Annotated in this window: 12 protein-coding genes; 11 read left to right on the forward strand and 1 reads right to left on the reverse strand. The window is 61.8% G+C overall.

All coding sequences use genetic code 11. The annotated features are described in order from the left end of the window. Positions 1-10: 10 nt before the first annotated feature. Genes P0M12_RS16145 through P0M12_RS16165 form a run of 5 tightly spaced genes read left to right on the forward strand, consistent with a single transcriptional unit; the run spans position 11 to position 4,796 of the window. Positions 11-1,051 carry an acyl-CoA dehydrogenase family protein gene (locus P0M12_RS16145; RefSeq protein ID WP_003945711.1) on the forward strand — a complete coding sequence of 347 codons (1,041 nt, stop codon included), beginning with the start codon at positions 11-13 and terminating at the stop codon, positions 1,049-1,051. Beyond that, positions 1,036-2,187: an acyl-CoA dehydrogenase family protein gene (locus tag P0M12_RS16150; protein ID WP_050657066.1), complete on the forward strand. Its 1,152-nt coding sequence runs from the start codon at positions 1,036-1,038 to the stop codon at positions 2,185-2,187. The genes P0M12_RS16145 and P0M12_RS16150 overlap by 16 nt, the downstream gene beginning before the upstream one ends. Before the next feature lie 7 nt (positions 2,188-2,194). Beyond that, on the forward strand, positions 2,195-3,187 hold the full coding sequence (locus P0M12_RS16155) for a bifunctional MaoC family dehydratase N-terminal/OB-fold nucleic acid binding domain-containing protein (protein ID WP_064075134.1): 993 nt from the start codon (positions 2,195-2,197) through the stop codon (positions 3,185-3,187). Between the two features lie 2 nt (positions 3,188-3,189). Beyond that, entirely contained in the window at positions 3,190-3,630 is a 441-nt protein-coding gene (locus P0M12_RS16160; RefSeq protein WP_020968404.1) for a MaoC family dehydratase, read from the forward strand. Continuing rightward, a complete protein-coding gene (locus P0M12_RS16165; RefSeq protein WP_003945661.1) occupies positions 3,627-4,796 on the forward strand; it encodes a lipid-transfer protein in 1,170 nt (389 codons plus the stop codon). Before P0M12_RS16160 ends, P0M12_RS16165 begins: the two co-directional genes overlap by 4 nt. A 111-nt stretch (positions 4,797-4,907) precedes the next feature. Here P0M12_RS16165 and P0M12_RS16170 read toward each other — a convergent pair whose 3' ends face one another. After that, complete coding sequence (locus P0M12_RS16170; RefSeq protein ID WP_277376564.1) at positions 4,908-6,212, reverse strand: HNH endonuclease signature motif containing protein; 1,305 nt, start codon at positions 6,210-6,212, stop codon at positions 4,908-4,910. 85 nt (positions 6,213-6,297) lie between these two features. Here P0M12_RS16170 and P0M12_RS16175 point away from each other — a divergent pair, with 85 nt between their 5' ends. The 6 genes from P0M12_RS16175 (at position 6,298) to P0M12_RS16200 (ending at position 12,171) form a co-directional block, all read left to right on the forward strand. After that, complete coding sequence (locus P0M12_RS16175; RefSeq protein ID WP_058227269.1) at positions 6,298-6,864, forward strand: GNAT family protein; 567 nt, start codon at positions 6,298-6,300, stop codon at positions 6,862-6,864. Between the two features lie 31 nt (positions 6,865-6,895). Continuing rightward, positions 6,896-7,897 (forward strand): helix-turn-helix domain-containing protein, encoded by a 1,002-nt coding sequence (locus P0M12_RS16180; RefSeq protein ID WP_007734026.1) that lies wholly within the window; start codon positions 6,896-6,898, stop codon positions 7,895-7,897. A 134-nt stretch (positions 7,898-8,031) separates the two neighbouring features. Next, positions 8,032-8,442: a VOC family protein gene (locus P0M12_RS16185; protein ID WP_047269632.1), complete on the forward strand. Its 411-nt coding sequence runs from the start codon at positions 8,032-8,034 to the stop codon at positions 8,440-8,442. Between the two features lie 180 nt (positions 8,443-8,622). Next, positions 8,623-9,762: a serine hydrolase domain-containing protein gene (locus tag P0M12_RS16190; RefSeq protein WP_232330047.1), complete on the forward strand. Its 1,140-nt coding sequence runs from the start codon at positions 8,623-8,625 to the stop codon at positions 9,760-9,762. Positions 9,763-9,865: 103 nt separating this feature from the next. Then, positions 9,866-10,714 carry a mycofactocin-coupled SDR family oxidoreductase gene (locus P0M12_RS16195; RefSeq protein WP_003945658.1) on the forward strand — a complete coding sequence of 283 codons (849 nt, stop codon included), beginning with the start codon at positions 9,866-9,868 and terminating at the stop codon, positions 10,712-10,714. Beyond that, on the forward strand, positions 10,711-12,171 hold the full coding sequence (locus tag P0M12_RS16200; protein ID WP_047269629.1) for an MFS transporter: 1,461 nt from the start codon (positions 10,711-10,713) through the stop codon (positions 12,169-12,171). The genes P0M12_RS16195 and P0M12_RS16200 overlap by 4 nt, the downstream gene beginning before the upstream one ends. Positions 12,172-12,175: the final 4 nt, after the last annotated feature.

Below are 12,175 nucleotides of genomic sequence, written 5' to 3' on the forward strand. Positions count from 1 at the left end.
GATTGCCAGCGTGGACTTCACTCCCGATGAAACCCAGGAAGCGGTAGCCGAGGTGGCTACCGCGCTCCTTGCCCGCGAACTGGAGCCGGACGCGCTCTGGGCGGCATTCGCCGATGCCGACCTGCTCACGTTGGCCCTGCCCGAGCGTCTGGGCGGCGAGGGACTCTCCGTCGCCGACGTCGGTTCCCTCCTCGTCGAGGTCGGCCGGGCCGCCGCTCCAATTCCGGCTCTCGCAACCCTCGGCTTCGGTGTACTCCCCATAGTCGCTCTGGGGACCGACGCTCAACAGGACGAATTGCTCACCGGAGTCGGCGCCGGACGGGTGTTCACCGCGGCGCTCGGTGAGCCGGGTCAGCAGTTCCCGGCGCAGCCGTCGACCACCGCGCAGCAGTCGGGCGACTGGTATCGCGTCAGCGGGACGGTGCTTGCCGTGCCTTTCGCGGCGAGCGCACACAGAATTCTTGTGCCCACCGACGCCGGAGTCGTTCTCGTCGATCCGACCGCCGCCGGCGTCGCATTGACGCCGACCCCCAGTGCTTCCGGCAGTCCCGAGTTCGCAGTCACGATGGACGAGGCAGTCGGTGAACTTCTCGGTGCCGGCGAGGAAGCCGTCCAGACGCTGTACCGGATCGCCACGGCGAGTATCGGAGCCGTTGCAGACGGTTTGGTGTCCGGTGCCGTCGATCTCACTGCGGCACATGTCGGCTCACGCGAGCAATTCGGCAAGCCGCTGGCCACGTTCCAGGCGGTCTCACAGCAGATCGCCGACGCCTATGTCACCTCGCGGACTCTTCACGTCGCGGCGTTGTCGGCGTCCTGGCGCGTGTCGGAGGGCCTGGACGCCCAGTCGGACCTCGACGTCATGGCGTACTGGATCGCCCAGGAAGTACCCGCCACGATGCAGGTGCTTCACCACCTGCACGGCGGTCTGGGCGTCGACGTCACGTATCCGCTTCATCGTTACTACTCGACTGCAAAAGACCTGGCGCGCCTGCTCGGCGGCGCTTCGCAGCGACTCGACCTCGTGGGGGCCCGGTGTTCATCGATCTGACCGACAGTCAGCGCGCATTGCAAGCTGAACTTCGACGCTACTTCTCGACGCTGATCTCGCCCGAAGAGGCCAAGATCATGCGCGTGGAGCGGCATGGCCCTACCTATCGCGAGGTCATCCGTCGTATGGGCAAGGACGGCTGGCTCGGCGTCGGCTGGCCGGTGGAGTTCGGCGGACGTGGGTTCGGTGAAGTCGAGCAGCAGATTTTTGTCAACGAGGCTGTGCGGGCGGATGTCCCACTGCCTTCGGTGACGTTGCAGACCGTCGGTCCGACCCTGCAGAAGTACGGCAGCGAGGAGCAGAAGCAGAAATTCCTGCCCGCGATCCTCGCCGGTGAAGTGCACTTCGCGATCGGCTACACCGAACCGGAAGCCGGCACCGACCTTGCAGCACTGCGCACTTCGGCGGCACGAAATGGTGACGAGTACGTCGTCAACGGCCAGAAGATTTTCACCACCGGCGGGCACGACGCCGATTACGTGTGGCTCGCCGTGCGGACAGGGTCTGCCGATTCACGGCACCGCGGCATCTCCATCCTGATCATGGATACCAAAGATCCTGGCTACACCTGGACCCCGATCATCACCTGCGACGGTGCGCATCACGTCAACGCCACCTACTACGAGGACGTTCGCGTTCCGGCGAACATGCTTGTGGGTGAGGAGAATCAGGGCTGGCGCCTGATCACGACGCAGCTCAACCACGAGCGCGTCATGCTCGGTCCGGCAGGTCGTGTCGCAGGGATTTACGACCACGTCTTCGATTGGGCCAAGCGTGAAAACCTGCTCGATCACATTGACGTGCGGCGCGCGCTCGGCGAAATTCATGCGACGTACCGCCTCAACGAACTGCTCAACTGGCAAGTGGCGTCGAGTGATTCGGAGTCGGTGGATATCGCCGACGCTTCGGCAACCAAAGTGTTTGCGACCGAGCGTATCCAGCGGGTCGGTCGACTCGCGGAAGAGATCGTCGGGCGGTACGGAAATCCGATCGATCCCGAAACTGCTGATCTCATGGAGTGGCTGGACATGCAGATCAAGCGCAACCTGGTGATCACCTTCGGCGGTGGAGTCAACGAGGTGATGCGCGAACTGATTGCGACCGCCGGCCTGAAGCTTCCTCGCGTTCCGAGATAGGAAACAAATCGTGTCAGATCCCATTCTCACTGCTGCCGAGCGGGTTCGAGAGGACGGGCCAAGCGCTCCTCGCGCCGGCCGGGACCCCGTGAACCTGCCGATGATCCGCAACTGGGTCGAGGCGATCGGTGACGAGAACCCGATCTATGTCGACGAATCGGCCGCCCGCGCCGCCGGACACGACGGAATAGTCGCACCGCCGGCGATGGCGCAGGTATGGACGATGCGCGGTCTGGGGGCAATTCGAGAAGCCGACGACCCGTTGGGCCGGATGACAGACATCCTCGACGAGGCCGGATTCACCTCCGTCGTCGCGACCAACTGCGATCAGATCTACCACCGCTACTTGAAGCCGGGTGAAGAAGTCACCATCTCCTCGGTGTTGGAAGACGTTGTGGGACCCAAGAAGACAGGTCTTGGTGAAGGGTGGTTCTTCACTACCCGTAGCTTCTGGCGGGTCGGCGAAGAACTGGTCTCGGAGATGATGTTCCGGATCTTGAAGTTCGCGCCGCCAGTCAGCGAGAGTTCCTCCACTGACGTCCCTGCGGACCTGGACGCATCTCGAATGCTGCGTCCGACAGCATCCCTCGACACGCAGTTCTTCTGGGACGGTGTCGCCGCACACGAGTTGCGTATTCAACTGCGTGCGGACGGTTCGGTACAGCACCCGCCGGTGCCCGCGATCTGGAAAGACAAGTCGGAGCAGACCGACTACGTGGTGGCGTCAGGTCGGGGAACGGTCTTCAGCTTTGTCGTTCACCACGCCCCCAAGGTTCCTGGTCGGTCGTTGCCGTTCGTCGTTGCCCTGGTCGAACTGCCTGAGGGTGTGCGGATGCTCGGCGAATTGCGCGGTATCGATCCGTCGAGTGTGTCGATCGGGATGGAGGTGGAGGCGGTCTACCTCGACTTCCCCGGAGACGACGAGACCGGGGGAACTCCCTGGACTCTGTACGCCTGGCAGCCGGTTTCGGTGTCTGCGGTTTCTGCGGTGAAGGAGTGACGATGACTTTGACGACGGATATCACTGTGGGAGAGGTTCTTCCGCAGCTCTCGATTTACGGCGACCCGACGTTTGTGGTCTCGGCGGCGCTCGCTACCCGCGATTTTCAAGATGTTCACCACGACCGCGATCTCGCACAGAAACGCGGCTCGAAGGACATCTTCGTCAACATCCTCACCGACACCGGCTTGGTGCAGCGATTCGTGACCGATTGGGCCGGACCGCGGGCTGTACTCACGTCGATCAAACTCCGCCTCGGAGTCCCCTGGTACGCCTACGACACCTTGACGCTCTCCGGAACGGTGACCTCCTACGACGAGGATCTCGTGTCGCTCGCGGTGGTCGGCAAGAACAGCCTGGGAGATCACATCACCGCACAGGTCACACTGGCATTTCCGGCGTCGGGCTCGAATGGAGACATTGAAAACGGAGACATTGAATGAGCGCATTGTCCGGCAAGGCAGCGATCGTCGGAATCGGAGCCACGGATTTCTCGAAGGACTCCGGTCGCAGTGAACTGCGACTGGCCGCCGAGGCTGTTCAAGCCGCGTTGGACGACGCAGGTCTGACACCCGCCGACGTCGACGGTCTTACCTCGTTCACCATGGACACCAACACCGAAGTGGCAGTAGCTCGTTCGGTGGGGATTCCGAACCTCAAGTTCTTCAGTCGTATTCACTACGGAGGCGGTGCCGCTGCGGCGACGATTCAGCAGGCCGCCATGGCTGTTGCCACCGGCGTCGCAGACGTCGTCGTCGCTTACCGCGCGTTCAACGAGCGATCGGGTGCCCGTTTCGGGCAGGTGAACTCCGGCCTTGTGGCGCAGGTCAATTCGTCGGGCACGGATAACGCTTTTTCCTATCCTCACGGATTGGGTACTCCTGCATCGTTTGTCGCGATGGTCGCGCAGCGATACATGCACGTATACGGAGCGTCCAGCGAGGACTTCGGTCGAATCGCCGTCGCCGACCGTAAGCATGCAGCCACCAATCCGAAGGCGTTCTTCTACGGGAAACCGATTACCCTCGAGGACCATCAGAACTCGCGATTCATCGCTGAACCTTTGCATCTCCTCGATTGCTGCCAGGAATCCGACGGCGGCATCGCGATCGTCGTCACCTCGGCAGAACGAGCCAAAGATCTGAAGAACACCCCCGCCGTTATCGCTGCCGCCGCACAGGGCAGCGGGGCAGATCAATACATCATGACCAGCTATTACCGCGACGGTTTGACCGGCTTACCGGAGATGGGCCTTGTCGGCGATCAGCTCTGGTCACAAAGTGGGCTGCGCCCGTCGGACATGCAGACGGCGATCTTTTACGACCACTTCACGCCCTATGTTCTGATGCAGCTCGAGGAACTCGGTTTCTGCGGCAGGGGAGAGGCAAAGGACTTCATCGCCGGTGGCGCAATCGAACTCGGCGGCAAGCTTCCGATCAACACCCATGGCGGACAGCTCGGCGAGGCATACATTCACGGGATGAACGGTATCGCCGAGGGTGTTCGGCAGATCCGCGGTACTTCGGTCAACCAGGTCGACTCCGTCGAGAATGTACTGGTGACTGCGGGAACGGGCGTGCCGACATCGGGGCTTGTGCTGACTCGCTGATTATCGTGGGCACAGCTTCATCAAGCGTCACGGCCGGTTGGCACCGCATCGAGGTCTCCTTCGATGCGGTGCTCGGTCCGTGTTCTGTTGTCGCCAAAGAGGTTTGACCTCTCAGGTTTTGAAGGTGGTGTTCGCCGGCCTGGGTTGCTGTCCGGGGTCGATCGAGGGCGGCGGAATGAACCACGGTTTGTTGTCGACACCGATCCGAATCGCCCATTTCCCGACGAACGCGGCTTTGCGGTGCATCAGCCGATGATGTGAACGGCACAGCAGGACCAGGTTGTTCATCACCGTCGGGCCACCGTTGGCCCAGTGCTTAATGTGGTGCGCATCGGTCCAGGCGGGTACGCACGTGCAGCCGGGGAAGGCGCAGCCTTTGTCCCGGGCGATCAACGCCACTCGCTGTTCGGCGGTGACCAATCGTTTACCTGGTTGCGCATCCAAGGGCGCGCCGTGATCATCGAGCAGCACCGTGGACAGGAAACAATCGCACCCAAGGAGTCTGGTCTGCGACACGGACAGCGGTCCGAGCCAGGGCATGTGCCCGACATCAAGATCCGACACAGCCATTCCGTCATCAGAAGCAGCGGGTGCGGCGGCGCAGTCTCGGTGCTCCGCCAGATCCCGAGCGTTGATGTGCACGTTCACATGCGGACGCTGACCACCATCGGTACCAGTCTTGGCGCAATCGAGATAACGCCGGATCAGTTCGGTGAACCCGTCCGCCGTGCGTTTCGCCGCCGACCGGGCATCGGGAGTCCCGTCCGGTGCCGGGGTCGGCATCGTCAGATTCGACAACGCCGACAACAGCATTTCACCGGTCAGGGCATCGAAATCCCCACGCACCACCACCCGACCGTTCAACGTCGACGCGATCCGCAACTCATTGAGATCGACATCCTCGGCGGGCGGGATCTCATCCGATTCGAACAACCGCTCCAAGGTCGCGATCACGTTCCGCACCTTCGTCGTCGTCGCCTCCACACCCGACGCAGCAGCCAACAACAGGTCGATGCACTTCGGGAGTGCTTCCTCCGGCATGCCCTTCGGCGGTGACTCACAGAACGCCACGATCAACACAGCATGATCGAACGAACAATCCCCGCCATCGAACCGAGCCGCCACCGCCGGAAACGGCCGCAAAGCTGCACCCAACGCGGCGATCTTCTTCCCGTCCCGAACCTGCAGCATGGTGTTCGCCGCCAACCACGAACCGACACCGCGGCTGGCGATCACCTGATCATCGGAACGCAACGAGAGTTCGTCGACCACGGCCACTCGAACGGCTTCCAGGCGCAGAATCTCCGCGCTCGCCGACACCGCAGCCGCACGTAACTCAGCAGCCGACAACTGCCACAGACGTCCACGTAACCCCACCGCAGAACCCGACACCACGTCCGACAACAAGACACTCATTGAATCCCCCGATCCCCTCCCCAAATCATACTCGAACATGCGTTCGAGTCAAGAGGTGCTTTTGGGCTCGCTCTAGGATCGCTGGATGTTCACGTTGACTACGGAACGCCTTGTTCTTCGAGATTTCACTGCCGCGGATGAAGGTGCCGTCCATCAGTACGCGTCCGACCCTGCCGTCTGTAGATATGTTGATTGGGGGCCGAACACCCCCGCGGTGACCAGGGCATTCCTGGCTGACGCGGCACTCGAAGCTGCGCTCGTCGAACGTCGCACGTTCACCCTGGCCATCACGTCGAAGGCCGATGGAGCGGTCATCGGTTCGGTAGCTGTGTGGGAAGTATCCGCCGCGCACCGGCGGGCGGAACTCGGTTTTGTCGTGAACCCGAAGTTCCAAGGGCGAGGCTATGCGTCGGAGGCGGGGCGCGCGGTTCTGGAATTCGCCTTTGCTCGCTTCGGAGCGCAGCGAGTGCAGGCAACGTGTCGTCCGGAGAATTCGGCGTCGGCGTCGGTGCTCACCAAAATCGGAATGGAGGAGGAGGGGCGAATGAGGGCACACATGGTGATCCGGGGGACCGCGGTGGATTCGCTGCTTTTTGCTGCAACACGACCCGCCGCCGTACAGCCAGAGATCACGTCATCTCACTTCGCGTGACCTTCCCGGGCCCTGGTGCGATACTCGAACCATGTTCGAGGATGCCTTGCTCATCGACGCGGCCGGCCGGCCCACTATGCAGCATCACCAGGCCTTTTCTCGGGACTGGGACCGCATCAAGGAGTGGTCCGACAACATCTACATGCCGTATACGGTCACGCCGATCGGAAGTCGGTTGAAGCCGGCTTCGGACATGTACTCCGCGGCAGTCGGCAAGATCGACGTCACCAGATTCTGTTACGGGATTCCGGTCTCCGTCGGTGAATGTTCGCCTGAGGCCGGAAACATTCTGGTTCTGACGACTATCAGAGGCAACGGTCGACATGCCCTCGGCGGAGGAACTGCGGTGAATACTGCCGTGGGGGAGACCTTTGTCGCCGACTGTAGCCGGACCGACTACTTCGTCGAATTCGACGAAGATCATCTGCAGCTGAATCTCACTGTGCCGCATCAGCTTGTCGCCGATCACGCCATGCAATGGTTCGGGTCGGTTCCCGACGACCGTCTGTGGCGGCACAAGTGCACCATCGGCGGGCGGGGCTCGAGTTGGCTGGCATTGATGGACTACGTCGTTCGCGCAATTGCAGAGTCGCCTGAGGCGATGTCGAGCGAAAGGCTGGGTGCCAGAGTTCAAGAACTCATCGCGGCTCAGCTTCTCGACGAGTGGGCGACGCAGGCCGGGCTGCAACTCGGCGTCGACGTCGCCTCCGCCGAACCTGCCTACGTGCGATCTGCAGAGGAGTACATCGATACGTTTGCTCGCTCGGTGCCGACGGCATCGGAGATCGCGGCTGCGGTGGGTGTCAGTGTCCGGGCGCTCACTGCGGGATTTCGACGGTACCGAGACACCACGCCGGGGCAACGATTGCGCGCGCGTCGGTTGGAGGGTGTACGCGGCGAACTGTTGCGTTCCGACGGGAGAACCGTCTCCGAAATCGCCAACGCCTGGGGCTACGTCAATCTGGGTATGTTTGCGGCCACATACCGGAAACGGTTCGGAGAGTTGCCTTCCGAGACCCGGAATCGACTCTGAGGACAGTTGTTTGAACGGTCATGACGATCGTTTTACGCACTCGATGAACTGCCGTGATCCGTTGTTTCGTGTCGGAGCGTTCTGCAAGGATTGAAATCGAACGTGACAGCAATCCCACGAGCTAGGAGTACGTCATGGCAACTCGACTCAATCCGTACATCAGCTTCAACGGCAATGCCCGTGAGGCGTTGGAGTTCTACAAAGAAATCTTTGGTGGCACGCTGGCGCTGAGCACGTTCGGTGAGTTCGGCAATCCCGGTGAAGGCGGCGACAAGATCATGCACGGAATGCTCGAAACCGATCAGGGATACACCCTGATGGGTGCCGACACTCCGCCCGGCATGCCGTACAACCCCGGCGACAACATCACGGTCAGCCTCAGCGGCGACGACGGCGACGTGCTGCGCGGGTACTGGGAGCAACTGTCGGGAACAGGTACGGTCAGCGTTCCGCTCGAGAAGCAGATGTGGGGCGACGAATTCGGCGCCTGTACAGACAAATTCGGCATTTCCTGGCTGGTGAATATCGGAGCGCCCCAGAGCTGACTCCAAGCTCTGCCCGGTTCTGCCGAAACGAGACAGTTTTCCTGCCGTTTCGAGGCAGAACCGGGTATGTGATCGCCGTTACATTCTGTTCGACAAGACAAGTTGCAAGTCGGATGGAGAAATGCAGTGACGATCGAAGATATTGCGCGGAAGCCCCTTTCGAAGCAGCGCCTCGACGACGTGCTGGCGCGAGCAACTCAGGGGGCTGATCGCGTCCCGGGTGTGGTCGCGATGATTACGGATCGAGAAGGCAACATTTACGAGGGTGCTGCGGGCGAGCGGACTCTCGGTTCCGGCGTTCCGATGACCCTCGATACAACCTTTGCGCTCTTCTCCACCACCAAGGCGATCACCGGTACCGCTGTCCTGCAATGTGTGGAGGAGGGATTGCTCGATCTCGATGCACCTGCAGCGACCTATGTTCCCGACATCGGTGAGCTGAAGGTCCTGGACGGTTTCGACGCCGGCGGAAACCCCGTTCTTCGGGAACCCAAGCGTGACATCACCACTCGCATGCTGCTCCTTCACACTGCAGGGTTCGGCTACGACTTCTTCAACGAGTCGTACAACCGGCTCTCACAGGAACATGGGCAGCCCAGCGTGATCACGTGTAGCAAAGCGGCGCTCACGACACCGCTGCTCTTCGACCCGGGTGAGAAGTGGGAGTACGGCACCAACATCGACTGGGCCGGACAGGTCGTCGAGTCGATTCGAGGTCAGCGACTCGGCGATGTCATGCGCGAGCGCATCTTCGAACCTCTCGAGATGGCCGATACGGCATTCACGATGAGCCCGTCGATGAAGGATCGACTTGCGCCGATCCATCAGCGTGAGAGCGACGGAAGCCTCACTCCGCTCATCGGATTCGAGCTTCCGGCCGAACCCGAGGTGCACATGGGTGGTCACGGTTTGCACGGCACTGTCGGCGACTACATGAAGTTCATCCGTATGTGGCTCAACGACGGCGCGGGCACTTCGGGTCGCGTGTTGTCGTCGGAGACGGTAGCTGCAGCCGTTCAGAACGGGCTCGAAGGCCAGCACGTGGGGTTGTTGCCCGGAGTTCTCCCGACACTGTCCAACGATGCGGAATTCTTCCCCGGTGTGCCCAAGGGATGGGCATACTCCTTCATGACAAATGAAGAGGTGGCACCCACCGGTAGGCCGGCCGGATCGCTGGCTTGGGCGGGTCTTGCCAACCTCTATTACTGGATCGACCGGCAGACCGGCGTCGGCGGGTTCTGGGCAACGCAGATTCTGCCGTTCGCGGACCCTGGATCCATCAACGGATACCTGGAATTCGAGACCGCCGTTTACCAGTAACCGGCTGGATTCCCGCTGTCCGGGATCGACTGTTTCTTTCGGGCGGGTTCGGAGTACGCATGCAGTACAGCGCACGCTTGCATACGACGAACTAGGAGACGGCATGAACAGCCTCGAAGGCAGCTTCGAAGGAAAAGTTGCACTGATCACCGGCGCCGCACGCGGTCAGGGGCGCGCCCACGCTGTCGCATTCGCGGAGCGTGGCGCGGACATCGTGATCTGCGACCGGTGCGAGAACAGTGATGTCGTCGCCTACCCCCTCGCAAACGAGGAGGATCTGAAGGAAACCGTTCGTTTGGTGGAAGCCACCGGTCGTCGGTGCATTGCCGTCAAGGCAGACACTGCTGATCGCGACGCAATGGACGCGCTCGTTGCCCGCGCTGAAGCCGAGTTCGGCCGTGTCGACATCGCCGTCGCGAATGCCGGTGTGTCCGTGCCCGCTCCGATCACGTCGATGACGTCGGCACAGTGGAACGAAGTCATCTCGTCGAACCTGACCGGTGTGTTCAACACCGTTGCGGCCGTGTCAGGTGGAATGGCGGAACGTGGTTACGGTCGCATCATCACGATTTCCTCGATGATGGGTCGATCCGGTGGCACCCAGATGGCGGCGTACGGCGCCTCCAAATGGGGCGTCATCGGTTTGACGAAGAGTGTGTCGCTCGAACTGGCAAACTCGGGTGTGACCGTGAATGCTATTGCACCGGGGAACATCTCGACGCCGATGATTCACAACGACATGATGTACGCGATGATGCGGCCTGACCTCGAATCGCCGACGGCAGACGACGTCGAACCCGTGTACGCGACTCTGCATGCGCAGCCGGTCGGTTGGCTGGATCCCTTCGAGATCACGCGAGTAGTCCTGTTCCTCGCCGCCGACGCGAGTGCCCACATGAGTGGCATCGTGGTTCCTGTCGACGCCGGAGTAGCCGCTCGCTCGAACGCTTGACGGACAAGACTGTTCGCGCGAAAGCGCGGACCGGGTGGGTCGTCGGCGTCCTGAGTCTGAGCGGCGTGGTGGTCGCGCTGCAACAGACCTTGGTGGTGCCGGTCCTGCCTGCGTTCGCGACGGCATCGGGAGTATCGTCCTCCACCGCTTCCTGGCTGGTGACCTCGACGTTGCTGACCGGTGCCGTCGCAACCCCTCTCATCGGCAGACTCGCCGACATGTTCGGCAAGCGCGCGATGATGCTCGTCTGTCTTGCCGTGATGATCGTCGGCTGCATGGTTGCGGCGCTCAGCCAGAGTTTCTGGTTATTGATCCTCGGGCGCTCGTTGCAGGGGTTCGCGACGGCACTTCTGCCCGTCGGAATCAGCATCATGCGCGATGTCCTTCCTCCGGAAAAGCTCAGTGGTGCAGTAGCTCTCATGAGTGCGACGTTGGGGATCGGTGGCATGTTCGGTATGCCGATGGCTGGGGTGATCTCGGCGCACTGGGGACTACCCGCGCTTTTCTGGGTCACCGGTGGATTCGGGGTCGTACTGATAGTCGTCTTGCCTCTGGTGGTGCCGGAATCGGCTGTGAAGAGTCGCGGACGCTTCGACTTTCTGGGAGCCACAGTCCTCACGCTCGCTATGACTGCACTGCTGCTGGCCGTTTCGAAAGGAACAGAATGGGGCTGGGCAAGCCCCGAGGTTCTGGTTCTGATCGCGTCCGGCGTGGTCTTGCTCTGTGGATGGATTCCGTGGGAACTGCACACGCCGGCACCGCTGGTCGATCTGCGGACTTCCCTTCGCGCTCCGATTCTGGTTTCGAACGTCTGCGCAGTATTACTCGGTTTTGCCATGTTCATCAGCGCGTTGGCGGCAACGCAGGAACTTCAGTTGCCCCTGGCGTCGGCGGACGGTCTCGGACTCTCGGCTGCCGAAGCCGGACTGGCGATGATGCCGGGCGGAGTCCTGATGATCGGATTGGCGCCGGTGTCGTCGAAGGTGACGAGGCGATGGGGAGCGAAGGCCACGTTGGCCTCAGGAGCGATCGTCATCGCAATCGGATACGTCTTGCGTGTGCTGTTGACGCCGACGCTGGTCAATATCGTGATCGGCGCTGCCGTGGTATCGGCCGGTGTGGCATTTTCTCTGGCAGCCATGCCGACTCTGATCACCGAATCTGCGCCGATCCATCAGACTGCCTCGGCCAACGGATTCAACAGCCTGCTCCGTTCGGTCGGTACCTCCACCGGAAGCGCCGTTGCGGCAGCGGTATTGGCCGGTTCGACGGTGGTGATCGGTGCGAGCACTGTGCCGACCCTGCATTCGTTCGCGGTTTTGTACTGGATCGGAGCGGGCGTATCGGCACTGGCGGCCGCGGTGACCTTGGCAGTGAGGGTGGAGCGGACGGGGGCGGTATCGCGGCCCGAGTTACCAATTGCAGCCGAAACCGATGGCGCAACGAAGATCGGGTGAGTCG

The organism is Rhodococcus sp. RCBS9, assembly GCF_029457415.1.
In the GTDB taxonomy this organism is placed as follows: domain Bacteria; phylum Actinomycetota; class Actinomycetes; order Mycobacteriales; family Mycobacteriaceae; genus Rhodococcus_F; species Rhodococcus_F qingshengii.